The following is a 24,676-nucleotide window of genomic DNA, read 5'->3' as shown; positions in this document are numbered from 1 at the left end:
CGCTGCTTCGACCTTCACTGATGAGGAGCTCACCGATGACCACCCTTGAAAAACCCACATCAACCCCGGGCGAACGCGCGCAGGCGTTATTGCAGGTGCTCAAGCAAAAGGACCTGATCCCCGAGGGCTACATCGAACACATGACGCAACTGATGGCGCACGAATGGAGCCCGCAGAATGGCGCCAGGGTGGTCGCCAAGGCCTGGGTCGATCCGCAGTTCCGCGCGCTGTTGCTCAAGGACGGCACGGCCGCGTGCGCGCAGTTCGGCTATACCGGCCCGCAGGGCGAGTACATCGTCGCGCTGCAAGACACGCCGCGCCTCAAGAACGTCATTGTGTGCAGCCTGTGCTCCTGCACCAACTGGCCTGTGCTGGGCCTGCCGCCCGAGTGGTACAAGGGCTTTGAGTTCCGCGCACGCCTGGTCCGGGAAGGGCGCACCGTGTTGCGCGAGCTGGGCACTGAGCTGCCCGCCGACGTGGTGGTCAAGGTCTGGGACACCAGCGCCGAAACCCGTTACCTGGTGGTGCCGATGAGACCTGAAGGCTCCGAGCATATGACTGAACAACAGCTTCAGGCACTGGTCACCAAGGACGTGCTGATTGGCGTCGCCGTACCTCGGGTTGGCTGAGCCCAGCCCCTTATCGTTCAATTCCCGGAGGTTTCAGTATGGATGGCTTTCACGATCTCGGCGGTTTCCAGGGCTTTGGAAAAGTCCCCCACACCATCAACAGCTTGAGCTACCAACCGGTGTTCAAGCAGGACTGGGAACACCTGGCCTACAGCCTGATGTTCATCGGTGCCGATCACTTGAAGATGTTCAGCGTGGACGAAGTGCGCCATGCCGTCGAACGCCTGGACGTTCGCCAGCACGTCGGTACCCAGTACTACGAGCGTTATGTGATTGCGACCGCAACCTTGCTGGTCGAGAAAGGCGTGATCACCCAGGCGGAGCTTGATGAGGCCCTGGGGTCTCATTTCAAGCTGGCCAATCCTGCCCAGTCGAGTGGGCGTGCGGCACTCACCGGCCGCGCCCCCTTCGAAGTGGGCGACCGGGTGGTGGTGCGAAACGAATACGTGGCCGGGCATGTGCGCATGCCGGCTTACGTGCGCGGCAAGACGGGCGTGGTGCTGCACCGCACGGCAGAAAAATGGCCATTCCCGGACGCGATTGGCCATGGCGATACGCGTGCGGCGCATCAGCCGACCTACCACGTCGAGTTTCGCGTGAAAGACCTGTGGGGCGATGCGGCCGATGAGGGGTTGGTGGTGGTCGACCTGTTCGAAAGCTATCTGGACCACGCCGACGGCAGGGTGAGCGCATGACGGACGACACCTTGACAGGCCGACTGCCGGTGACGGTGCTGTCCGGTTTCCTCGGCGCCGGCAAGACCACGCTGCTCAACCATATCCTGCGCAACCGCGAAGGCCTGCGGGTGGCGGTCATCGTCAATGACATGAGCGAGGTCAACATCGACGCCGCCGAGGTGCAGCGCGATGTGTCGCTGCATCGGGGTCGCGACGAATTGATCGAGATGAGCAACGGTTGCATCTGCTGCACGCTGCGCGCCGATCTGCTGGAGCAGATCAGCGCCCTGGCACGTCAGCAGCGTTTCGATTACCTGCTCATCGAGTCCACCGGCATTTCTGAACCGATGCCGGTCGCGGAGACGTTCGCCTTTCTCGACGCCGACGGCTTCAGCCTCAGCGAACTGGCGCGGCTCGATACCTTGGTGACGGTGGTCGATGGCAGCCGTTTCCAAGGGTTGCTGGAGTCATCGGACACCGTCGCCCGCGACGACGCACAAGGCACGACCAGCCGGCCTCTGGCGGATCTTCTGATCGAGCAGGTGGAGTACGCCAACGTCATTCTCGTCAACAAACTGGACCTGCTCGATGCGCCGGGTTACCAGGCCGTGCAGGCGATCCTGGCGGGCCTGAACCCCAGCGCGCGGATCGTGCCGATGACCCACGGCAACACCGCGTTAGCCGGCATTCTCGAAACCCGCCTGTTCGATTTACCCAGCCTTGCGGCATCACCGGGCTGGATGAAACAGATGGAGGAGGGCGACGCAGCGGCCTCCGAGTCGCACACCTATGGCGTGACGTCCTGGGTCTACCGCGAGCGCGCACCTTTTCACCCGCAGCGCCTGCTCGACTTTCTCAGCCGCCCCTGGAGCAACGGACGCCTGTTGCGCAGCAAAGGTTATTTCTGGCTCGCCAGCCGGCATCAGGAAACCGGTCTGCTGGCACAAAGCGGCAGGCAGTTTCAGTGGGATTATGTCGGGCGCTGGTGGAATTTTATCGACCCGGCGCAATGGCCGCAGGACCACTATCGGCTGCAGGGCATCATGGCCAAATGGGACAGCATTGTCGGCGATTGCCGCCAGGAACTGGTCTTCATCGGCCAGGACCTGGACACCCCCGCACTGCAACGCGCGCTCGACACCTGCCTGCTGAGTGCCGAGGAAATTGCCGCCGGCCCTGTCGCCTGGCAGGCCCTGCCGGGGGCTGCAGTCTTTGATTCACGGGCGTTGTCCACGTCAACGCACGCCTTGCAGACCGATCCCCTCTAATGGAGACGTTCCGTGTTTTTTCAGCTGAACAGCTCGGCGTGGTCATCCTGGAACACTGACGCCAGACTGAAGTCGGCGCAAAACGATTCTCTACTCTACGGTGCAGATCCAGCGGTGATTGTGCCGATAGGGCGCGCGGGTGAAGTGCACGTCGGACACCAGATTCAGGCCACGCTCTTTCAGGGCTTGGGTCAGTTGTACGAGTGTTTCTGCCTGGATAGTCATTTCGCTTACCTCGTCAGATTGACTGCGTTCATAATTCTTGACCGAGAGGGCAACTCGCTAATTCAAATTTTCTACAGCGGCGATTGATGCGCTCTGAAAGCCATCGTCGCAACGCCCTGTAGTCCATTGCTTATCTGAACCCGTGGGGCTGCACTTTTTTCCATTCTCCTGATCTACCTCTGTTCCAGCTACCCGATTCCTACGGGTGGCCAACAGCCACAGACCCGGTGCCGATGGTTCGAACGTCAACTGCTTTTATCTCCCGATGGCCGCTCCTGCTGGCTGCGCTGTTCGCGTTATCTACCAATGGCTGCAGCCAGCAGCAGGGGCGTGACGTCGCCAGGCAGTTCAGCGAAGGCAAACCTGACGAGTTTTTCCAGACCAGCGTGGATCGCATGGCCACCCTGGGCATGCGCGACAACCTGCAAAGCCTCTATCTGCTGATGAGCAAGCTGTACCTGCGCAACCCCAGCCAGTGGCGCCAGTCCGGTTATCCGGATGCGGTGACCGCTGCGCGGACTATTCGTCAGGCGATCGAGAACCGTCAGCCATTGCCAGCGCTGGGGGAGCGTCGTGATCTGGCGGCCCTGAGTTATTCCTTGAGCCCGGAGTTTCGTGGTGATCGGGTGGGGGCGTTCATCTATGCGATCGGCAGCATGCTGGTGACCGCACACGGTGGGCGCACGCAGTTTTACGTGACCGACTCCATCAACCCGCAGTTCGTCAGCAATGCCGCACGTAATATCGAGAAAGCCACTTGGCTGCTCGGCCAGCGCCAGGACGCCAATGGCGTGTTGCTGCTGTTTTCCAACGAGATATCAGAGGAGGGCAGCAACCTCAGTTTCGCCGTCGAGTTCGGCAAGATTGTCGCGCGCCTCGACCTGCTGACCCAGATACTCGATGAGCGCTACCGACGCATTGGCCTCAACTACGCGCAAAGTCTGCTGCTGATGAATTTCTTGCCTGTGCAGTGACACGCCGGTTCCAACGAACGATTAATCGGTACGGTGCGTCCCTTTCCTCTGTAGGAAGTTGCCTATCCTGCCCTCGACCGCTTGAAACCCGCCCCCGGTCGGCCCTAGCCTCGGACTTTTCTTAAACATGAGGGCCTACCTTGGGTAAGCGAAAAACGGTTTGGCCTACTGATCGCGAAATCCGCCTGCGATTTATCCTGTTTGCCGTCATCGACGCCGCGAGTGTCCAAGGGGTCGCTTCGGAGGTGCTGATACCCGCGCACAAACTGCTGCGCGACGCGCCGACGGAGGCGCAGCTATGCGACACGCTGGCCGACATATTGGCCACCGATCAGATGTACGGTTTCAGGTTTCCCGTCGGCTCCGACGCTGACGATCTGATGCAGACGCTGGAGTGGTCGGGCAAGCAGGGCAGCGATTGATCACTGGGTTTTCATTTAAATAATCCTGATCCTATACGGTTGTGGGAAAAGTCCGTGACTTGAATCGCGCGTGACTTGGCGGGTGTGGGAGTCTTCCCATGACTGCTCGCGTGCCGGCATTGCCGTGCCCGCTCCCGTATTTCAAGGACCTGCCCATGCTGTTGCGCCAACCCCCGCTGCTGTTCGCCGCCCTGACCCTCAGTTCACTGGTACAGGCCGAAGACCTGCAGTTGGCGCCGGTCGAAGTCACCGCGTCCGAAGCCAGCGCCGGCGAGATCGCCCAGGCACAGCTCAACAGCGTGCCCGGCGGTACCAACTTCATCGACATGGACAGCGTGCAGCAGGGGCGGGTGAGCACCAACGAGGATGTCTTCAAGTATCAGGCCGGGGTGTACGCCAAGGCGGCGAATAACGAAGGGGTTAAGTTGTCCATTCGCGGTTCGGGTTTGAACCGTAGCCCGGGTTCCCATGCCTCCGGGCTGTATGAAATGTTCGACGGCCTGCCGCTGACCGGCCCCGGCGGCACGCCCTATGAACTCAAGGACCCGTTATGGCAGAGCCGTGTGCAAGTGCTGCGCGGCGCCAACGGTTTCGATCAGGGCGCGTTGGCCCTGGGCGGCGCCGTCAACTATGTGACCCGCACCGGTTATGACGCGCCCAAACTGCAAGTGCGCTATGAGGCGGGCAGCCGGGGTTACGCCCAGCGCGAAATCAGTTCCGGCCAGGTGCTCGGTGATGCCGATTACTACATCAGCCTCACCGATTCGCAGTCCGACGGTTACCAGCAGCAAAGTGCCGGGACGGGCAAGGGCATCGCGGCCAACTTCGGCTATCGCTTCAACCCCAACCTGGAAACGCGCTTCTATCTGCGCTACCGCGAAACCACCAATGACACGCCGGGCAAGCTCACCCGCGAGCAGATCAGCCATGACCCGCGCGCCGCCAACAGCCTCAACGCCGCCCGCGATTCCAAACGCTTGCAACCGGGTTCCACCTGGCTTGCCAACAAGACCACGTTGCAGTTGGATGATACGTCCCGCGTCGAGGTCGGGCTGGCCTATCACGACTACCCGATGGACCTGCGCGAAGGCACCAATCGCCTGAAAGTCGCCTACACCGACATCAGTGGCACGCTCAATTACATCCGCCAGGACAGCCTGTTCGGTCATGACAGCACCACCACCCTCGGCCTGCGCACCACCCAGGCGATGCCCAACAATGGCGCCTCGGAGTACGTGCGCGTCCCGGCTGGCAACACGGCGGGCTATGCGCCCGGCACCAAGACCCGTGACTACACCTACCTGGGCTCCGACACGGTGCTGCATATCGGCAACGAGCTGGAGCTGGTCCCCGACCTGTGGCTGACCACTGGCGTGGCCGCGATTTATACCCGCCGCGAAACCCAGGTCACCTATCCGGACGGCCAGGCACCGACGCGTCAGCACGATTGGGACTACGCGCCACGCATCGGCCTGCGCTATGACTTCACCCCGCAATTGCAGGTGTATGGCAACCTGAGTCGTTCGGTCGAGCCGCCGCACGCCTGGTCGATGATCTGGGGTTCCAATAAATACTTCAACGCTGGCCCTGCGAATGGGCTGGCACGCGAAGGCGTCAGCCTGAAGAACCAGACCGCTACCACCCTGGAAATTGGCGGGCGCGGCGAGGCCTGGTTTGGCCAATGGGACCTGGCGCTCTACCGCTCCGAAGTGCGCCACGAACTGTTGACCGTGGAAACCCAGGCCCAGACCGCGACCGCCAGTGCCATCGTCGCCGAAGCCAATGCCAGCCCCACCGTGCACCAAGGCGTGGAACTGAGCCTGCTAAGCCCGCTGTGGGACGGCGGCCGCCATGGACGGCTTGCGCTGCGCCAGGCCTATACCTTCAATGACTTCCACTACCGCGATGATGATCGTTTCGGCGATAACACCTTGCCCGGCATCCCCAGGCACTATTACCAGGCGCAACTGCGCTACAGCCACCCGAGCGGTTTCTACACCAGCCTCAACACCGAGCATGCCTCGCGGGTGGCGGTGGACTACGCCAACTCCTATTACGCGGCAGCCTACACCACCCTTGGCGCCACATTCGGCTACGACGCGCCCAGGCAGGACTGGCAAGCCTGGGTCGATCTGCGCAACCTGACCAACCGGCGTTATGCCAACACTGTTACGCCGGGTTACGACGACAAAGGCATGGACGTAGCCCGTTCCACACCCGCTGACGGGCGTGGTGTTTACACCGGCGTGTCGTGGCGTTGGCGCTGAATCAACCTTCGTGCTGGCGCAGGCGCTTATAGAGGGTATTTCGGCTCACGCCCAGCTCCCGCGCCAGGTGGGAAATGTTGCCGCCCGCGGCGGCCAGGCGTTGGTTGAGGTCAAGGTTGTCATCCAGGCGTTCGCGGCTGGACAGCGGCGCCGCCTGTTTCAAGTCGGAAAAAAAGTCATCGGGCAGGTGCTCCGGGCGAATCGGCTGTTCTTCGGCCATCGCCAACGCCACCTGCAACACACTGCTCACCTGACGCAAATTGCCCGGCCACGGATGCTGGTCGAACAGCTTGAGCACCTCGCCACTCAGCCCGGCCCATTGGGTGGGCTCGCGGTGTTGCTGCCACAGTTGCTGGAACAGCGCCTGCTTGTCGCTGCGCTCGCGCAACGGCGGCAGCTCCAGGGTCAGGCCGCCGATGCGGTAATACAAGTCCTCACGAAAGCGCCCGGCCTGTACCAGTTCCCGTAGCGCGCGGTTGGTCGCCGAGATGATGCGCAGGTCCACCGCGAACACCTCACTGCTGCCCACCGGTTGCACGCACCGCTCCTGCAGCACCCGCAGCAGGCGGGCCTGGGTCGGCAACGGCATATCGCCGATTTCATCAAGAAACAGTGTGCCCTTGTCGGCCTTGCGGATCAGGCCGATGCTGCCTTTTTGATTGGCGCCGGTGAATGCACCTTTTTCATAGCCAAACAGTTCCGATTCCACCAGCTCAGCCGGAATGGCCGCACAGTTCACTGCGATCAGTGCCTGCCGGCTGCGTGAACTGGCCTGGTGCAGGGCCTTGACGAACACCTCCTTGCCCACGCCGGTTTCGCCGTGGATCAACAACGGAATGTCCTTTTCCAGCAGGCGCTCGGCCTGGCGCACGGCTTTTTCCACACGCGCATCGCCGAAATGCAGGGTGGTGAGGCTAACGGCGGTTGGCTTCGACGGCGCAGGCGGATTGAACACCCGCGCCTGTACCGGCGTTTGCCGGGGCCGCTTGAGCAGGCACTGGAAGCGATTGCGTCCCGGCGCCTGCAGGGAAAACGGCAGCCCCTGCGGCTGGTTCAACAACTCCAGCAGCGATACCTTGAACAGGCTGTCGATCATCACCCGCGACAAACTGATGCCCAGCAGGTTGTCTGCGCGGCGGTTGGCCGACAGCACCTGGCCGCTTTCATCAAAGATCAGCAGGCCCGCCCACTGGCTGTCGAGGTTGCTCAGGCCGGTGTTGAACGTCAGCTGGAAATGCTCGCCGCGAAACAGGTTGAGGATCAGCCGGTTCTCCACGGTCTGGCTCATCATCTTGACCATGCCCAGGGTGTGGGAGGGCGGCAGGTAGCTGTCGCTGGACACATCCAGCACCGCAATGATCTCGCGTTGGGCGTCGAAAATCGGCGCCGCCGAACCGGTCATGAAGCGATTGGCCTTGAGGAAGTGTTCGTCGTGTTCGATATGCACCGCCTGGGCGCAGGCCAGGGCGGTGCCGATGGCATTGGTGCCGCTGGCGCGCTCCATCCAGCTGGCGCCTGCGCTGAAACCACGGGCCAGCCCGGGTTCGATAAACCGCTGGGTGCCCCACGACGTCAGGACCTGGCCCTGGTTGTCGGCGAGCATGATCAGGCAGTTGGAATTGCTCAGGATGTTTTCGTAGTAGGGCAGCACCTCCTGGTGGGTGGTCTGCACCAGTGAATGCTGGCTCTCCAGCAACTGCCGAATGCCCTCGGCGGGCAACTGATCGAAGCTGGGGACGCTTTGGTGATCCAGCCCGAACGCGCGGCAACGGCGCCAGGAGTCCTGGATGATGGTGTCGTGAGCCAGTGGTTCGGCCATGGGTGACCTTCTTTTTATTGTTATTGGGCTTACACAATCCAACGGATGTAACCAGACCCATGTGGGAGGGGGCTTGCCCCCGATAGCGGTGTATCAGTCAGCACTTCCGTTACTGATGTACCGCCATCGGGGGCAAGCCCCCTCCCACATTTGATCTTCATCGCCCATAAAGTGTTGTTCACAACTGTTCATTGTCAACTGCAAATCTGTTCAATTGTTCAGCCTGAACTGTTCATTTTATTCACGCTTGAACATGCCTCTGAGCCCATTCCCTTGTGAATCAATCACCTGCCATCCTTGGCACGAAACTCGCTCTGACAACTGGCCAGATTCATTCCAATAATAAAAAGGTCGTGTCATGTCATTGACCCTGGAACATGTCTCCCGCGTTGTTGAAGGTCAAACCTGGATCGACGACGCCACCCTGCGTTTCGAACCCGGTTCCTTCAACGTATTGCTCGGTCGCACGCTGTCCGGCAAGACCAGTCTGATGCGCCTGATGGCCGGGCTGGACAAGCCCGACAGCGGCCGCATCCTGATGAACGGTGTGGATGTCACGCAAAAGCCGGTACGCCTGCGCAACGTGTCGATGGTCTATCAGCAGTTCATCAACTACCCGACCATGACCGTGTTCGAGAACATCGCCTCGCCCTTGCGCCAGGCCGGTGTGTCCAATGAGCTGATCCAGAGCAAGGTGCTGGAAACGGCGCGGATGCTGCGTATCGAGAAATTCCTGCAACGCCACCCGCTGGAACTGTCCGGCGGCCAGCAGCAGCGTACGGCCATGGCCCGGGCCCTGGTCAAGGACGCCGAGTTGATCCTGTTCGATGAGCCTCTGGTCAACCTGGACTACAAGTTGCGCGAAGAACTGCGCCAGGAAATGCGCGAACTGTTCAAGGCGCGCCACACCATCGCCATTTACGCCACCACCGAACCCAACGAAGCCCTGGCGCTGGGCGGTACCACCACCATTCTTCACGAGGGCCGGGTGATCCAGAGCGGCAAGGCCGCCGAGGTCTATCACCAGCCGCAGACCGTACTGGCGGCCGAGCTGTTTTCCGAGCCGCCGATCAACCTGATGCCGGGGCGCATCAGTGGCAATGAAGTGAGCTTCGCCAACTTCGTGCACTTTCCGCTGAATGTCGACCTGCGTCCCATCGGCGAAGGCGAATTCCGTTTCGGCGTGCGCCCCAGCCATATCAGCCTGGTACCCAGCAACGACGATGACCTGGAACTGGCGGTGACCGTGGAGGTGGCTGAAATCAGCGGTTCGGAAACCTTCCTGCACGTGCGCAGCGAACATTTCCTGCTGGTGCTGCACTTGCCTGGGGTGCATGAGTACGACGTCGACGCGCCGATCCGCGTGTATATCCCCACCCATAAACTGTTTGTGTTCGATGGCCAGGGCCGTTTGGTCCAGGCCCCCGGGCGCCGTATTGCGAGGGTTGCCTGATGGCCGAGATCCATTTGCGCAACCTGGCGCACAGCTACAGTCCGACGCCGAATGGGCCGGAAGACTACGCCATTCGGGAAATGAACCACGTGTGGGAGCAGGGCGGTGCCTACGCCTTGCTCGGGCCGTCGGGCTGCGGCAAGTCGACCCTGCTCAATATCATCTCCGGCCTGCTCAGCCCGTCCGAGGGCCAGGTGTTGTTCGATACCCAGGTGGTCAACGACCTCACCCCGGAGAAGCGCAACATCGCCCAGGTGTTCCAGTTCCCGGTGGTGTACGACACCATGACGGTGTTCGACAACCTGGCGTTTCCGCTGCGCAACCAGGGCATGGCCGAGGCGAAAATTCACAGCAAGGTGCAGGAAATCGCCGAGGTCCTCGACCTGCAGAACCTGCTGAGCAAAAAAGCCCGCAACCTGACCGCTGACGAAAAACAGAAAGTCTCCATGGGCCGTGGCCTGGTGCGCGACGACGTCTCGGCAATCCTGTTCGATGAGCCGCTGACGGTGATCGACCCGCACCTGAAGTGGAAACTGCGGCGCAAGCTCAAGCAGATCCACGAGCAGTTCAATATCACCATGGTCTACGTCACCCACGACCAGTTGGAAGCCTCTACCTTCGCCGACAAGATCGCGGTGATGTACGGCGGGCAGATCGTGCAGTTCGGCACGCCGCGCGAATTGTTCGAGCGCCCCAGCCACACCTTTGTCGGCTATTTCATCGGCAGCCCCGGGATGAATCTGATCGAGGTGCAGGCCGAGACGGGCGGGGTGCGGTTTGCCGGCACCCACCTGCCACTGTCCGAAGCCTTGCAGCGACGCCTCGAGACCACCGATTACAAAAAGCTGCAGGTGGGTATTCGTCCGGAGTTCATCCACGTGTGGGACGAGCCCAACCCTGACGCGCTGCAGGCCGACGTCACCCACGTGGAAGACCTGGGCACCTACAAGATCATGACCCTCAACCTCGACGGCGCCACGCTCAAAGTGCGCCTGGCCGAAGACAAACCAGTGCCCGAAGGCCGCGCCTGCATCAGCTTCCCCGCGCAATGGCTGATGCTCTACGCCGATGATTACCTGCTGGAGGTGCTGCCATGAACAAGGTGCAGAACAACAAGGCCTGGTGGCTGGTGCTGCCGGTGTTCCTGCTGGTGGCGTTCAGTGCCGTGATCCCGATGATGACTGTGGTCAACTACTCGGTGCAGGATATTTTTGACCAGTCCAGCCGCTACTTCGTCGGCGCCGACTGGTACAAACAGGTGCTGCTCGACCCACGCCTGCATGACTCGCTGCTGCGCCAGTTCATCTATTCGGCCTGTGTGCTGCTGATCGAAATCCCCCTGGGCATCGCCATCGCCCTGACCATGCCGACCAAGGGCCGCTGGTCGTCGCTGGTGCTGATTGTGCTGGCGATCCCCCTGCTGATCCCGTGGAACGTGGTCGGCACCATCTGGCAGATCTTCGGGCGCGCCGATATCGGCCTGCTCGGTTACAGCCTCAATGCGCTGGGCATCAGCTACAACTACGCGGCCAACACGGCGGACGCCTGGGTCACCGTGCTGGTGATGGATGTGTGGCACTGGACATCTCTGGTGGCGCTGCTGTGCTACTCGGGGCTGCGCGCGATTCCGGATGTGTACTACCAGGCGGCGCGCATCGATCGCGCATCGGCCTGGGCGGTGTTCCGACATATCCAGCTGCCGAAGATGAAAAGCGTGCTGTTGATTGCGGTGATGCTGCGCTTCATGGACAGCTTCATGATCTACACCGAGCCGTTCGTACTCACCGGTGGCGGGCCGGGTAATGCCACCACATTTTTGAGTCAGACCTTGACCCAGATGGCCGTGGGCCAATTCGACCTGGGCCCGGCGGCGGCGTTTTCCCTGGTGTACTTCCTGATCATCCTGTTGGTGTCCTGGCTGTTCTACACCGCCATGACCCATTCCGATGCCAACCGCTGAGGCCGCCAACATGAGCAAGCGTCTTACGTTTATGAAGAAAGTTATCCCGCTACTGGTTTACATCCTGTTCCTGCTGGTGCCGATCTACTGGCTGCTGAACATGTCCTTCAAGAGCAACACCGAAATCCTCGGCGGGCTGACCCTGTTTCCGCAGGATTTCACCCTGGCCAACTACAAGGTGATCCTCACCGACCCCAGCTGGTACACCGGCTACCTCAACTCGCTGTACTACGTGAGCCTGAACACGGTGATCTCCCTGAGCGTGGCGTTGCCGGCAGCCTACGCGTTTTCGCGCTACCGTTTCCTCGGCGACAAGCACCTGTTCTTCTGGCTGCTGACCAACCGCATGGCGCCGCCGGCGGTATTTTTGCTGCCGTTTTTCCAGCTGTATTCGTCCATCGGCCTGTTCGATACCCATATCGCAGTGGCGCTGGCGCATTGTTTGTTCAACGTGCCGTTGGCGGTGTGGATTCTTGAGGGTTTCATGTCCGGCGTGCCCAAGGAAATCGACGAAACCGCCTACATCGATGGCTACTCGTTTCCCAAGTTCTTCGTGAAGATTTTCATCCCGCTGATCGGCTCCGGCATCGGGGTGACGGCGTTTTTCTGCTTCATGTTTTCCTGGGTCGAACTGTTGTTGGCGCGCACGCTGACCTCGGTCAATGCCAAGCCCATCGCGGCGGTGATGACCCGCACGGTGTCGGCCTCGGGTATCGATTGGGGCGTGCTGGCGGCGGCGGGGGTGTTGACCATCCTGCCGGGCATGCTGGTGATCTGGTTTGTTCGTAACCACGTGGCCAAGGGCTTTGCCCTGGGCCGGGTCTAGAGGAATCAATGATGGAATGGATGGCCTGGACCACCCCCACAGCCCTGTTCTTTGGCGGCATCGCGCTGATTCTGGCGGGCATGACCACCTGGGAGTTGCGCTCGCCGAGTATCCCTCGGCGCGGTTTTCTGCCGATCAGCACCACCCGTGGTGATCGCTTGTTTATCGGTCTTCTCGGCAGCGCCTACCTGCATTTGCTGGTCATCGGCGTTACCGACTGGAGCATCTGGGTGGCGTCCGCGCTCTCCCTGGTATGGCTGTTGAGTGTGATGCGTTGGGGCTAGGTGTGCACCACCCTGTAGGAGCGAGCGTGCTCGCGAAAATCGTCAACGATAACGCAGTGCTTCTGGTAGCCCGCGGTGTTTGTGAGTTTTTCGCGAGCAAGCTCGCTCCTACAAGAGAGGGGTGTCTGCGAGTCCCGTGTGAAATTAACCTGGAGGTCTCTATGTTGAATAAAAACAATAAGCTGCGACATAGCATTTCATTGGCCGCCGTACTGGCCCTCAGTGGTTTGAGCGCTTCGGCCTGGGCGGATGCGTATGAAGATGCGGCGAAAAAATGGATCGGCAGCGAGTTCAAACCGTCCACGCTCACCGAAGCCCAGCAGCTTGAGGAATTGAAGTGGTTTATCAAGGCCGCCGAACCCTTCCGTGGGATGAAGATCAACGTGGTGTCGGAAACCCTCACCACCCACGAATATGAATCCAAGGTGCTGGCCAAGGCCTTCAGCGAAATCACCGGGATCAAGCTGACCCACGACCTGCTGCAGGAAGGCGACGTGGTGGAGAAGCTGCAAACCCAGATGCAATCGGACAAGAATATCTATGACGGCTGGGTCAACGACTCGGACCTGATCGGCACGCACTTTCGCTACGGCAAGACCGAATCCATCACCGACCTGATGGCCAACGAAGGCAAGGACTTTACCTCGCCGACCCTGGACCTCAAGGACTTCATTGGCCTGTCTTTCACCACTGCGCCGGACGGCAAGATCTACCAGCTGCCCGACCAGCAGTTCGCCAACCTATACTGGTTCCGCGCCGACTGGTTCGAGCGCCCGGAGCTGAAAGCCAAGTTCAAGGAAAAGTACGGCTACGAGCTCGGCGTGCCGGTGAACTGGTCCGCGTATGAAGACATCGCCAAATTCTTCAGCGAAGACGTCAAGGAGATCGACGGCAAGCGCGTCTATGGGCACATGGACTACGGCAAGAAAGACCCCTCCCTGGGCTGGCGTTTCACCGATGCCTGGTTCTCCATGGCCGGTGGCGGCGACAAGGGTTTGCCCAACGGCCTGCCGGTGGACGAGTGGGGCATTCGCGTGGAGGACTGCCACCCGGTGGGCTCCAGCGTGACCCGCGGCGGCGACACCAACGGCCCGGCGGCGGTGTTCGCCACGCAGAAATACGTGGACTGGATGAAGGCCTATGCGCCACCGGAAGCGGCGGGCATGACCTTCTCCGAATCCGGTCCGGTGCCGTCCCAGGGCAACATTGCGCAGCAAATCTTCTGGTATACCGCGTTTACTGCGGACATGGTCAAGCCGGGCCTGCCGGTGGTGAACGCCGACGGTACGCCGAAATGGCGCATGGCGCCGTCGCCGGTCGGGCCGTACTGGGAGAAGGGCATGAAGAAGGGCTATCAGGACGTGGGTTCCTGGACCTTCCTCAAGTCGACGCCGGAGAAACAGAAACTCGCGGCCTGGCTCTACGCGCAGTTCGTCACCTCCAAAACCGTGTCCTTGAAGAAAACCATCGTCGGCCTCACGCCGATTCGTGAGTCCGATATCAACTCCCAGGCCATGACCGACATGGCCCCCAAACTCGGCGGCCTGGTGGAGTTCTACCGCAGCCCGGCCCGCACCGAGTGGTCGCCGACCGGCACCAACGTGCCGGACTATCCACGTCTGGCGCAACTGTGGTGGAGCAACATCGCCGCCGCCGCCAGCGGCGAGAAAACCCCGCAACAGGCGCTGGACAACCTGGCCAAGGAGCAGGACGCGATCATGACGCGCCTGGAACGTTCCAAGGTGCAACCGGTGTGCGGCCCGAAAATGAACCCCGAGCGCGACGCGCAATACTGGTTCGACCAGCCTGGCGCGCCGAAACCGAAACTGGCCAACGAGAAGCCCAAAGGCGAGACCGTGAACTACAACGACCTGCTCAAACAGTGGGAGGCGGCGCGTAAATAACAAAGCAGCAACCCAGGATGTAAAAAATGTGGGAGGGGGCTTGCCCCCGATAGCGGTGTGTCAGTGACGAATTCATTGACTGATCCACTGCTATCGGGGGCAAGTCCCCTCCCACATTTTCATTTTGCCCAGCTACCGCTTATCCCCCCTTCAACAACCTCATTTGAATTTTCCGCACCTCCCAAGGCTCTGCATTTTATAGGCGCGTGGTTCAAGCGCTTTTGCGGGGCCGCCTTGCAGGCTGGCCCGTTGTAACGGACTTTGCGGAAACTGCCACCATGACACTCCTCACAGCGCTGTCGGGCCAACCGGCCTCTGTCACAGACTCGGCCCAGGGTCGCCATCAACGGGTCTACCAACAGCTGTACGGTGAATCTGCGGATGCCACGCACGTGGCGCGTGATTACCTGCGGGATCAATTGGCCCAGGTGGAAGGGACCGTCAGCGACCTCCCGGATGTGCCCGAGCAGTTGCCGGCCTGGGTGGAACAGCGTTGCGCCGCCGTGGCCCAGGCCTACGCCGAGTACCTGGAGCAACGCCAGCAAGGCCGGCCGCGCCGCTACTTCCACAACAAGGCGCACGCGCTGTATGTGCTGCAACGCGTGGCCCCGACCAAACAGGTCGACGGTGCGTGGCTCTATGGCCTGCTGCGCTATTGGCAGGATCAGCGCTTCGACGGTCTGCTGACCACTTACCTTGAAGAGTTGGGCGACGGCGAAGCCGCACAGAACCATGTGGTGATCTATCGCAAGCTGCTCAGCGAGCATGATGCCGACAGCGAGGCGGGGCTCGAGGACGGCCACTATCTGCAAGGCGCATTGCAACTGGCCCTGGGCCTGTGTGCCGAGGAGTTCCTGCCGGAAATCATCGGCTACAACCTGGGCTATGAGCAGTTGCCGCTGCACCTGCTGATCACTGCCTACGAACTGAGCGAGCTGGGCATCGACCCCTATTACTTCACCCTTCACGTGACCATCGACAACGCCAGCAGCGGCCACGCCAGCAAAGCCGCGCAGTCGGTACTCAACCTGCTGCCGCTGGGTGAGGGCAGGGAAGACTTCTACCGTCGCGTCGCCGCCGGCTATCGCCTCAATGACCTTGGCCCAGGCACTACTGCGGTCATCGAAGGTTTTGATCTGCAGGATGAAGTGATGGCCATGCTCGAACGCAAGCGCAGCTTTGGCCAGCATATGCATTCGGACTACTGCCGCTTCGAAGGCAAGACCGTCAATCAGTGGCTGGCCAAGCCCGGGCAGATGGGGGAATTCCTCAGGGCGATGGAGGAAAAGGGTTGGATCAAACGCAACCAGGACCCCGCCGAAAGCCGCTTCTGGCAGTTGATCGAAGGCGCGGGCGCGGCGATGTTCGGGGTGTTCAGCGGCTATGAAAAACAGGTACTGCATGACTGGATCGCCGGTGACTGGATCGGCACCCAGCGTGTGACGCCGGTACGCCCCGGGCGCGGCAGCCGTTTCAGCCGCGAGCAGCACCGCCCGGCGGATCCGGATACCCAGGCCCTCGTCGAATCACTGTGGAGCCTGCCCGATGAGCAGCAACTGGGCGCGCTGATCCCGTGGATGTCGGCGCGGCGCCACTGCAGCCCTGCCGGGTTGTATGCCACCCGCCGCTTTATCCAACTGCGCGCGCGTCTGCGCTAAGGAAACCTGTCCATGTCTGCACAACAACTGGCCGATCGTGCCCTGCTCAACCTTGGCCGAGGCTTGAAGGAGAGCGGCTACCGTTTTATCACCCCGACACCACTGACCCACGAGCGCGTGTTCCGGCGCTTGTCGACCCCGCTGGCGATGAACCTGCGCGATGTGTTCGGCTGGTCCATGCCGTTCGACAACGACTTGCTGCCTGAGGCCTTTCGTGAAGAGCTGCAACAAGCCGGAGTGATTGAAAAACACGACGCGCTGTGGCGCAGCAGCGTGCGCTGGTCGAGCCTGGGTGACCTGTTGTTTGCCCATTCGCCTTATCCCACCGTGGAGTCGGACGCGGTGTTTTTCGGCCCTGACAGCTATCGATTCGCCCAGGTAATCGAAGCCCATTTGCAGCAGCGCTTCGAGCCGCTCAAGCGCGCGGTGGATATTGGCTGCGGGGCGGGGGTCGGTGCGCTGGTCGTCGCCCATGCGCGGCACGACGCCGAGGTGCTCGCGGTGGACATCAACCCGCGCGCCCTGCGCCTGACTGCGGTGAATGCCGAGTTGGCGGGCCTCGCGAATGTGAGTGTCTACCAGAGTGACGTGCTGACCAGCGTCGAAGGCGAATTCGACCTGATCGTCGCCAACCCGCCGTACATGAATGACGACCGCCAGCGCGCCTATCGCCATGGCGGTGGTGCGTTGGGCGAGCAGTTGTCGGTGCGCATCGCCGGCGAATCCCTCGGGCGCCTGGCCGTCGGCGGTTGCCTGTTGCTGTATACCGGCGTGGCGATGGTGGCCGGCGGCGATCCTTTCCTGGACGCGGTCAAGCCGTTGCTGGCCAGCGATGCCTATGGCTGGACCTACCGTGAGCTGGACCCGGACGTCTTCGGCGAAGAACTCGACAAGCCAGGGTATGAGCGCGTCGAGCGGATCGCCGTGGTGGCGCTCACGGTCACGCGCCTGCGCTGAACGACCATTTATCGCTTACCGCCGCACGGTGATGGAACACCCGGCGCGGGGCGTGCCCTTAACTAGTAAGTCCCCATCACAGGAGTGCAGCCCATGCGCGCGATGACCTACCAAGGCGCCCATAAAGTCCAGGTCGATACCGTCCCTGACCCGATCATTGAGCAACCCGACGACATCATTTTGCGCGTCACCGCCACCGCGATCTGCGGCTCGGACCTGCACCTGTACCGGGGCAAGATCCCGACGGTGGAGCACGGCGATATCTTCGGGCATGAGTTCATGGGCATCGTCGAAGAAACCGGTCCGGCGGTCACGGCGGTGCAGCGCGGTGACCGCGTGGTGATTCCTTTCGTGATCGCCTGCGGCGACTGTTTTTTCTGTCAGTTGCAGCAGTACGCCGCCTGCGAAACCACCAACGACGGGCGCGGCGCAATCCTGAATAAAAAGGCGATTCCCCCGGGTGCCGCGTTGTTCGGCTACAGCCGCCTGTACGGCGGCATCCCCGGTGGCCAAGCGGAGCTGGTGCGGGTGCCCAAGGCCAACGCCGGGCCGTTCAAGGTGCCTGGGTTGCTGGCGGATGAAAAGGTGTTGTTCCTCTCCGACATCCTGCCCACGGCCTGGCAGGCGGTGACCAATGCCGGTATCGGCAAAGGCGCAAGCGTCGCGATCTACGGCGCCGGCCCCGTGGGTCTGCTCAGCGCGGCGTGCGCGCAGATGCTCGGTGCAGAGCAAATTTTCATGGTCGACGATCATCCCTATCGCCTGGCCTACGCACAAAAGATGTATGGCGTGATCCCGATCAACTTTGAAGAGGACGACGACCCGGCCGACACCATCATCCGCCAGACCGCCGGTATGCGCGGCGTCGACGGCGTGGTGGATGCGGTGGGTTTTGAAGCCAAGGGCAGCACCACGGAAACCATTCTCACCACCCTGAAGATCGAAGGCAGCAGCGGCAAGGCCCTGCGCCAGTGCATCGCGGCCGTGCGCCGTGGCGGGGTGGTCAGCGTGGCCGGGGTGTATGCCGGCTTTATCCATGGCTTTATGTTCGGTGACGCATTTGACAAGGGATTGACCTTCAAGATGGGTCAGACCCACGTGCAACGCTTCCTGCCGGAATTACTTGAGCACATTGAACTCGGGCATTTGAATCCCGAGGCAATCGTTACCCATCGACTGTCTCTGGAACAAGCCGCGCGAGGCTATGAACTGTTTGATAAAGCCGAGGAGGAGTGCCGCAAGGTGATTCTGCTGCCGGGGATGAGCGAACGGCCGCTGACCGAGCCGCTGGAAGAACTGTCTCCCGAGCTCCGCATGCAAGGCGTTCCCGGTTTTTAATCTGCCAATACAAAACCAATGTGGGAGGGGGCTTGCCCCCGATTGCGGTGAGCCAGCTAAGCATTGGTTGGCTGACACACTGCTATCGGGGGCAAGACCCCTCCCACATTTGAAGTGCGTTCAAGTCGATGCTTGTGGCTGAATGTGCAACTGGTCATCGACATCCTTCACCAACCCGCTGGCCAACAGCAGCGGCGCCAGGCGCTTGTGCAGTTGTGGTTCAACGAACTCCTTCACCGTCTCCAGCGCCAATACACCGCTGAGCGGCAACTCGGCCTTGGTGTAAGACAACCAGGCCTTCTTCAGCACTATCAACACATCGCTGCCTGCCGTGGCGGCAAAGCGGCGGTGGGTGGGCTTGCCGTCGAAAGTGAACGTGTGCTGGAAGCCGTAGCCGGTTTCATCGCCACCGCTGGCGCTGCAGCGTATGCAGGTGCACGAACCGTCGCCGAACGCGCTGCGCAGGTAGGCGTTGAAGTCCACCACGGGCTTGAGTGACAGGCGCTTATCGACCTCGAACAGGTCTCCGGTCATTTTTTCGTCAGTGTCCAACGTCTATTCCTCGCAAGTCGGTAGCGGTGTTCCAAAGCGCGGCACAATACCAGCCGAGCGCGTGTTTGGGGATTTTTTGCAGTGGGCGGGCCAATCCTCAACGGAAAAATTCCCCCGGCGTGGCGTCGAATTGCTGGCGAAACGCGTTGATGAACGCCGACGTCGATTCATAACCACAGCCCAGCGCCACGTCCGTTACCCGCTCGCCTTGCTCCAGGGCGGGCAGGGCGCTCAGCAGGCGCAGGCGCTGGCGCCACGCGCGGAAGGTCAGCCCGGTGTCACTCAGAAACAAGCGGCTGAGGGTTTTTTCGCTGATCCCCAGCTTGCGGCTCCAATCCCCCAGGGTGGTCTGCTGCTCCGGATGCAGGTGCAGGCTGCGGTAGATCTGCCGCAAGCGGGCGTCATGGGGCAGGGGTAGCATCAAGTCCACCTGGGGCGCGGCGGCGAGTTGGTCGAGTATCACCTGGGCCAGGCGGCCATCGGGGCCATCTTCGGCATAGTCCGCCGGCCGTTCGCTGAAGCTGCGGATCAACTCGCGCAACAGGCTGCTCACCTCCAGCACGTGACAGTGCCCGGCCGCCCACGCCGTGACGCTGCAATCCAGGTACAGGCTGCGCATCTCGGTGTGGGGCGCGCTGTAGACGCGGTGCGGCATGCCCGCCGGAATCCACACCGCACGCTGGGGCGGGGCGACGAAGCGGCCGGCACTGGTCTGGATCTCCAGCACCCCGGAAATGGCATAGGACAACTGCACCCAGGGATGGCTGTGCCGCCGCGTCAGTGCGCGATTGGGCAGCGATTCGGTGCGTCCATACACGGGGCGCGGCAGGCTGGACAGCCCGGGAATCGTGCGTCGGACGGTTTTTTCCTGTCCTTTAGGCGGCATTTACTGGCTCATTGGCGTTAGTCGGTAATAGATCGTTACGTTAGAGTCGCCCAATGCGCTTGGCAACCCCTGGAAGATTTGCTTATGACCCGTCCGCGTTTCCTGCCCGATAACTTCACCCTGGCCCTGATCGCCACGGTGGTCCTCGCCTCGCTGCTGCCGGCCAGCGGCCAGACCGCCGTGGCGTTCGGCTGGGTCACCAACCTTGCCATCGCGCTGCTGTTTTTCCTGCACGGCGCCAAGCTGTCGCGCCAGGCCATCGTCGCCGGGGCGGGGCACTGGCGTCTGCATCTGCTGGTGTTCAGCCTGACCTTCGTGCTGTTCCCGCTGCTGGGCTTGGCGCTCAAGCCCGTGCTGTCGCCGCTGATCGGCAACGACCTGTACATGGGCATGCTCTACCTCTGCGCGCTGCCGGCCACCGTGCAGTCGGCGATTGCCTTCACCTCCCTGGCGCGCGGCAATATTCCGGCGGCCATCTGCAGCGCGGCGGCCTCGAGCCTGTTCGGTATCTTTCTCACGCCCTTGCTGGTGACCCTGCTGCTCAATGTACACGGTGATGGCGGCTCCACCGTCGACGCGATCCTGAAGATCAGCGTGCAGTTGCTGCTGCCGTTCGTCGCCGGCCAGATCGCCCGACGCTGGATCGGTGACTGGGTTGGCCGCAATAAATCCTGGCTCAAGTTCGTCGACCAGGGCTCGATCCTGCTGGTGGTCTACGGCGCGTTCAGCGAGGCGGTCAACGAAGGCATCTGGCACCAGATTCCGCTGTGGGAGCTGGGCGGTCTGGTGCTGGCGTGCTGCGTGTTGCTGGCGCTGGTGCTGGTGGCCTCCGCGCTGCTGGGCAAGGCGTTCGGCTTCAGCCAGGAAGACCGCATCACCATCCTGTTCTGCGGCTCGAAGAAAAGCCTGGCCACCGGCGTGCCGATGGCCCAGGTGTTGTTCGCCGGGGCGAGCATGGGCGTGTTGATTTTGCCATTGATGCTGTTCCACCAGATTCAGTTGATGGTGTGCGCGGCCTTGGCCCAGCGCTATGCCAGGCGCCCGGAAAGCATTCCCGAGTTGATGACGCAGGTGGATCCGTGAGTCGGGGCTGATCAGGCCGATTCAACCGGGCGCTTAGGGCGTCGCGCTGACCCGTCATGCGATAACCGGGCAGGATCAGGGCCAACAGCGCCGCGAGAAACCTATAGAATGCTCAACGGCCCCGCGTGTCCTGCGCGGCCGTTTGATCACTGTCAGAGTACCTCGCCCCGCAATGAGCCTTTCAGCCGCAACCCCCCAAGCCAATTGGCAACCGGTCATCGCCCTGGCGTTGGCCGCCTTTGTATTCAATACCACCGAATTCGTGCCGGTCGGCCTGCTCAGTGCCATCGGCGCCAGCTTTGACATGCCCGTGGCCAGCGTCGGCCTGATGCTCACTATCTATGCGTGGATCGTGTCGCTGACGTCTCTGCCGGTGATGCTGCTCACGCGTAACGTCGAACGGCGCAAATTGCTTATCGTGCTGTTCGGCCTGTTTATCGTCAGTCATATCCTGTCCAGCGTGGCCACCAGTTTCGGCCTGCTGATGGTCAGCCGGATCGGCATCGCCCTGGCCCATGCGCTGTTCTGGTCGATCACCGCCTCCCTGGCAGTGCGCCTGGCGCCACAGGGCAAGCAAGTGCAGGCCCTGGGCCTGCTCGCCACCGGCACGTCCCTGGCGATGGTGCTGGGTATTCCCCTGGGCCGCCTGCTGGGCGAGGCCATGGGCTGGCGCACCACCTTCCTGGTGATCGCCGCGTTCGCCGCCGCGCTGGTGTTCTGGCTGTGGCGCACCTTGCCGCCGTTGCCGAGCCAGAACTCCGGCTCCCTGCGCAGCCTGCCGCTGCTGTTCAAGCGCCCGGCACTGGTGGCGCTCTACGTGCTCACCGCGATGACCGTCACCGCCCAGTTCACCGCCTACAGCTACATCGAACCCTTCGTCGAAGGCGTCGCTGGTTTGGGCGGCAGTGCGGTCACCCTGATCCTGCTGGTATTCGGCGGTGCCGGCATCATCGGCTCGCTGCTGTTCAGCCTGGTGCATCGTTTCAATCCGCATGTCTTTGTGATCAGCAGCGTGTTTCTGCTCGCCGCGTGCCTGGCGCTGATGTTGCCGTTGAGCGGCGCCGAATCCTACCTGGTGGGCCTGAGTGTGTTCTGGGGTATGGCGATCATGGGCTTTGGCCTGGCGATGCAGTCCAAAGTGCTGGTGCTGGCACCCGACGCCACCGACGTGGCCATGGCGATGTTTTCCGGCATCTACAACATCGGCATCGGCGGCGGCGCGTTGATGGGCAGTTGGGTCGGCAGCCACTTCGGCTTCGCCTGGATCGGCGCGGCGGGCGGGTTGCTGGCGGGGCTGGCATTGGTGGGGTATTGCCTGGCGATTCGGCGGTTTGGGCAGGGTGTGCCGCTTAACAAATGAATTTCACAGGAAGTGGTGATTGATGAAGTACTTGATGGTTGCATGTGTGCTGTTAGCGCTCAGTGGCTGTGTGACCAACCAGTTGCACTTCGCGGCGTACTCGACGGAGGCCGAGTTGGCGGCAATCAAAGGAGGGGTTGTACAGGCCGACATCGTGCAAGTGACTGGGGCTGAAAAGTGTACGCGCTGCAAGGAGTCGAGCAAGGTCGTTTGGCATGCTGCGAATTACAAGGTCGGCCTTTACGAGGGTTTTGCCAACGTGCCTGTTGACGACTGGACCGAGTTCACCCGACGTGCGGTGGGCGTTTCTTCCACTTCGACACTCAAAACCAGCGTCGAAATCGACAGAGTATTCGTCAAGACTTGGAACGCTCCTGACTATTACGCCTGCGAGGTTAGCCTGACGGTGGACATCGCCGGCACGAAATACCCCGGGCGCTCCCGGCTCAAGTTGAAGCAGGCGGGGCAAAGCTTGATAGGTGACAAGCTCGCTGCTCTTAACGCGCAGGTACTGGATACTGTAGGCCTGACAGTTAAGGCGGCCTATATGAATGCTTTAAGCAACTATCATACTGTGCACTGATAAGTGCGGTTTTGCTGACTGACTGAGCTTATAGAGGGCGACCGCAAGGTCGCCCGTTTTCGTTTACGACATCCTTGCCCTTAGCCTGCGCCCTATCACACTCAGTGATTCGCTGATGCACCTCGGGCCAAATGTGGGAGGGGGCTTGCCCCCGATGGCGGTGTGTCAGTCACTGATGCACTTACTGACTCCCTCATCGGGGCATAGATATCTACACAACGTTGTAGGCCATAGAAGCGTGCGGTAACCACGATGCGCAGCGAGCCGCTTTTGATCTTAGGCGCCCCGTTAAACCACGCTGGCCGAACGCGGGCTTGAATTCGTGGGTAACCCGGCAGGACGCCGGGTTAGCCGCACTGGGCCATGGATGGCCCATTGCGGCGGCCCACGGATTCAAGCCTGCGTTCGGGCACACCGAGCCTGGGCGAGGTGCCGAGTGGTGGGGCAAGAGCCCTTTGGTTACTTTGGGGCTTTTTCCAAAGTGACCCGCCGTCAGGGCGGAACCCTAAGTGGCCGTTACCTAAATAATGGATATGTATTCGCTCTGATCCAAGATACTGGCTGGCTCTGAGGCCGCCATCGGGGGCAAGCCCCCTCCCACACAAAACGAACAGCGTATCCACCGGCGCTACGGATTTGGATAGTTTACCGTCGGTGGCACAAGCAGACGCCGGACATTGCTGATCCCGCGCGCAACTAAAACCGGACAATTCCTACAGGAGCCATCATTGCCCATTGCTACCGTCTCGCGGGACCGCCCACCTCCCGTGGTGACGGCACGTGAACAGCAATGGAGTCGATTGTGCAAAAGCGTTTGATCGCAGAGCTTCTGGGGACCTTCTGGCTGACCTTCTGCGGGTGCGGCAGCGCCATTCTGGCGGCGGCCTTTCCAGAGTTGGGTATTGGCTTCGCCGGGGTATCGCTGGCGTTTGGTCTGACGGTATTGACCATGGCCTATGCCGTGGGCGGTATCAGCGGCGGGCATTTCAACCCGGCGGTGACCATTGGCCTGTGGGCCGGGCGCCGTGTGTGCGGTGCGGATGTGCTGCCTTACATCGCGGCGCAGGTCAGCGGGGCCGTTGTGGCTGCCGTGGCACTGTACTTGATCGCCAACGGCCAGCCCGGTTTCGAGCCGGGTGGGTTCGCCGCCAATGGTTATGGTCCTTTGAGCCCCGGCCATTTCGACATGAAGTCCGCCGCCCTGGCCGAACTGATTGCCACGTTCTTTTTTGTGTTGATCATCATGCGCGTCACGGCGCCAGCGGCGGTGCCGGGCTTTGCGCCTATCGCCATCGGCCTGGCGCTGACCCTGATCCACCTGGTGCTGATCCCGGTGACCAACACCTCGGTCAACCCCGCGCGAAGCACCGGCCCGGCGTTGTTTGCCGGGGTGCAGTACCTGTCACAGCTCTGGTTGTTCTGGCTGGCGCCAATCGTCGGTGGGTTGATGGGGGCGTTGGCAGGGCGTGCGTTGGATGATCGCCCCGCGACCTGATGCTTGCGGCCGTGCAGGAGGGGCGTGCTCCCTCCTGCATTTTTTGATCACGGTTG

The 24,676-nt window shown here is 61.6% G+C and carries 23 protein-coding genes; 19 read left to right on the top strand and 4 right to left on the bottom strand.

Translation table 11 applies throughout. From position 1 onward, the window contains the following. Positions 1–35: 35 nt before the first annotated feature. Genes nthA through BOP93_RS15515 form a run of 3 tightly spaced genes read left to right on the top strand, consistent with a single transcriptional unit; the run spans position 36 to position 2,574 of the window. Positions 36–629, top strand: coding sequence for a nitrile hydratase subunit alpha (gene nthA / locus BOP93_RS15525; RefSeq protein WP_104503341.1), 594 nt, complete (start codon positions 36–38; stop codon positions 627–629). A 38-nt stretch (positions 630–667) separates the two neighbouring features. Beyond that, entirely contained in the window at positions 668–1,324 is a 657-nt protein-coding gene (gene nthB / locus BOP93_RS15520; RefSeq protein WP_104503340.1) for a nitrile hydratase subunit beta, read from the top strand. After that, entirely contained in the window at positions 1,321–2,574 is a 1,254-nt protein-coding gene (locus BOP93_RS15515; RefSeq protein WP_104503339.1) for a GTP-binding protein, read from the top strand. The genes nthB and BOP93_RS15515 overlap by 4 nt, the downstream gene beginning before the upstream one ends. Before the next feature lie 90 nt (positions 2,575–2,664). Here BOP93_RS15515 and BOP93_RS27995 read toward each other — a convergent pair whose 3' ends face one another. Further along, a complete protein-coding gene (locus tag BOP93_RS27995) occupies positions 2,665–2,799 on the bottom strand; it encodes a hypothetical protein (protein WP_256095189.1) in 135 nt (44 codons plus the stop codon). Positions 2,800–3,032: 233 nt separating this feature from the next. On the opposite strand from BOP93_RS27995, the gene BOP93_RS15510 reads away from it, so the two are divergent. The 3 genes from BOP93_RS15510 to BOP93_RS15500 all read left to right on the top strand — a co-directional run bounded on the left by BOP93_RS15510 (position 3,033) and on the right by BOP93_RS15500 (position 6,462). Then, positions 3,033–3,773 carry a hypothetical protein gene (locus tag BOP93_RS15510; RefSeq protein ID WP_104503338.1) on the top strand — a complete coding sequence of 247 codons (741 nt, stop codon included), beginning with the start codon at positions 3,033–3,035 and terminating at the stop codon, positions 3,771–3,773. A 140-nt stretch (positions 3,774–3,913) separates the two neighbouring features. Continuing rightward, positions 3,914–4,195, top strand: a complete 282-nt coding sequence (locus BOP93_RS15505) for a hypothetical protein (RefSeq protein ID WP_104503337.1) — start codon at positions 3,914–3,916, stop codon at positions 4,193–4,195. Positions 4,196–4,350: 155 nt separating this feature from the next. Further along, the gene (locus BOP93_RS15500) at positions 4,351–6,462 is read left to right on the top strand and encodes a TonB-dependent receptor family protein (RefSeq protein WP_104505297.1); all 2,112 of its coding nucleotides are present in this window, start codon (positions 4,351–4,353) and stop codon (positions 6,460–6,462) included. Position 6,463: 1 nt separating this feature from the next. On the opposite strand, the gene BOP93_RS15495 is transcribed toward BOP93_RS15500, so the two are convergent. Continuing rightward, a complete protein-coding gene (locus tag BOP93_RS15495; protein ID WP_104503336.1) occupies positions 6,464–8,281 on the bottom strand; it encodes a sigma-54-dependent Fis family transcriptional regulator in 1,818 nt (605 codons plus the stop codon). A gap of 358 nt (positions 8,282–8,639) precedes the next feature. Between BOP93_RS15495 and BOP93_RS15490 the strand changes: the two genes are divergently transcribed. The 9 genes from BOP93_RS15490 to BOP93_RS15450 all read left to right on the top strand — a co-directional run bounded on the left by BOP93_RS15490 (position 8,640) and on the right by BOP93_RS15450 (position 18,661). Continuing rightward, positions 8,640–9,734 carry an ABC transporter ATP-binding protein gene (locus tag BOP93_RS15490; protein WP_065885009.1) on the top strand — a complete coding sequence of 365 codons (1,095 nt, stop codon included), beginning with the start codon at positions 8,640–8,642 and terminating at the stop codon, positions 9,732–9,734. Next, positions 9,734–10,831 carry an ABC transporter ATP-binding protein gene (locus tag BOP93_RS15485; protein WP_104503335.1) on the top strand — a complete coding sequence of 366 codons (1,098 nt, stop codon included), beginning with the start codon at positions 9,734–9,736 and terminating at the stop codon, positions 10,829–10,831. Before BOP93_RS15490 ends, BOP93_RS15485 begins: the two co-directional genes overlap by 1 nt. Further along, a complete protein-coding gene (locus BOP93_RS15480; protein WP_003174635.1) occupies positions 10,828–11,694 on the top strand; it encodes a carbohydrate ABC transporter permease in 867 nt (288 codons plus the stop codon). Before BOP93_RS15485 ends, BOP93_RS15480 begins: the two co-directional genes overlap by 4 nt. Before the next feature lie 31 nt (positions 11,695–11,725). After that, a complete protein-coding gene (locus tag BOP93_RS15475) occupies positions 11,726–12,520 on the top strand; it encodes a carbohydrate ABC transporter permease (protein ID WP_430758796.1) in 795 nt (264 codons plus the stop codon). A gap of 11 nt (positions 12,521–12,531) precedes the next feature. After that, the gene (locus BOP93_RS15470) at positions 12,532–12,804 is read left to right on the top strand and encodes a DUF2160 domain-containing protein (RefSeq protein ID WP_003232363.1); all 273 of its coding nucleotides are present in this window, start codon (positions 12,532–12,534) and stop codon (positions 12,802–12,804) included. Between the two features lie 161 nt (positions 12,805–12,965). Continuing rightward, positions 12,966–14,708: an ABC transporter substrate-binding protein gene (locus BOP93_RS15465; protein WP_065885013.1), complete on the top strand. Its 1,743-nt coding sequence runs from the start codon at positions 12,966–12,968 to the stop codon at positions 14,706–14,708. A gap of 278 nt (positions 14,709–14,986) precedes the next feature. Further along, complete coding sequence (locus tag BOP93_RS15460; protein WP_104503334.1) at positions 14,987–16,366, top strand: iron-containing redox enzyme family protein; 1,380 nt, start codon at positions 14,987–14,989, stop codon at positions 16,364–16,366. Between the two features lie 12 nt (positions 16,367–16,378). Next, positions 16,379–17,323: a methyltransferase gene (locus BOP93_RS15455; protein WP_104503333.1), complete on the top strand. Its 945-nt coding sequence runs from the start codon at positions 16,379–16,381 to the stop codon at positions 17,321–17,323. Positions 17,324–17,416: 93 nt separating this feature from the next. Next, positions 17,417–18,661 carry a zinc-dependent alcohol dehydrogenase gene (locus BOP93_RS15450; protein ID WP_104503332.1) on the top strand — a complete coding sequence of 415 codons (1,245 nt, stop codon included), beginning with the start codon at positions 17,417–17,419 and terminating at the stop codon, positions 18,659–18,661. 120 nt (positions 18,662–18,781) lie between these two features. Here BOP93_RS15450 and BOP93_RS15445 read toward each other — a convergent pair whose 3' ends face one another. Together BOP93_RS15445 and BOP93_RS15440 are read right to left on the bottom strand one after the other, a co-directional pair. Continuing rightward, entirely contained in the window at positions 18,782–19,213 is a 432-nt protein-coding gene (locus BOP93_RS15445) for a hypothetical protein (protein ID WP_104503331.1), read from the bottom strand. A 97-nt stretch (positions 19,214–19,310) separates the two neighbouring features. Continuing rightward, a complete protein-coding gene (locus BOP93_RS15440; protein ID WP_104503330.1) occupies positions 19,311–20,099 on the bottom strand; it encodes an AraC family transcriptional regulator in 789 nt (262 codons plus the stop codon). An 84-nt stretch (positions 20,100–20,183) separates the two neighbouring features. On the opposite strand from BOP93_RS15440, the gene BOP93_RS15435 reads away from it, so the two are divergent. From BOP93_RS15435 to aqpZ, 4 genes are all read left to right on the top strand, one after another. Next, positions 20,184–21,182 carry a bile acid:sodium symporter family protein gene (locus tag BOP93_RS15435; protein WP_104503329.1) on the top strand — a complete coding sequence of 333 codons (999 nt, stop codon included), beginning with the start codon at positions 20,184–20,186 and terminating at the stop codon, positions 21,180–21,182. Between the two features lie 172 nt (positions 21,183–21,354). Continuing rightward, on the top strand, positions 21,355–22,542 hold the full coding sequence (locus tag BOP93_RS15430) for a sugar transporter (protein WP_104503328.1): 1,188 nt from the start codon (positions 21,355–21,357) through the stop codon (positions 22,540–22,542). A gap of 22 nt (positions 22,543–22,564) precedes the next feature. Then, positions 22,565–23,125 carry a hypothetical protein gene (locus tag BOP93_RS15425; protein WP_104503327.1) on the top strand — a complete coding sequence of 187 codons (561 nt, stop codon included), beginning with the start codon at positions 22,565–22,567 and terminating at the stop codon, positions 23,123–23,125. Between the two features lie 790 nt (positions 23,126–23,915). Beyond that, complete coding sequence (gene aqpZ, locus BOP93_RS15415) at positions 23,916–24,620, top strand: aquaporin Z (RefSeq protein WP_104503326.1); 705 nt, start codon at positions 23,916–23,918, stop codon at positions 24,618–24,620. Positions 24,621–24,676: the final 56 nt, after the last annotated feature.

Source organism: Pseudomonas orientalis (genome assembly GCF_002934065.1).
Taxonomy (GTDB): domain Bacteria; phylum Pseudomonadota; class Gammaproteobacteria; order Pseudomonadales; family Pseudomonadaceae; genus Aquipseudomonas; species Aquipseudomonas orientalis_A.
Note: the sequence above shows the minus strand (reverse complement) of the source record. Positions and strands in the feature narration are given on the sequence as shown.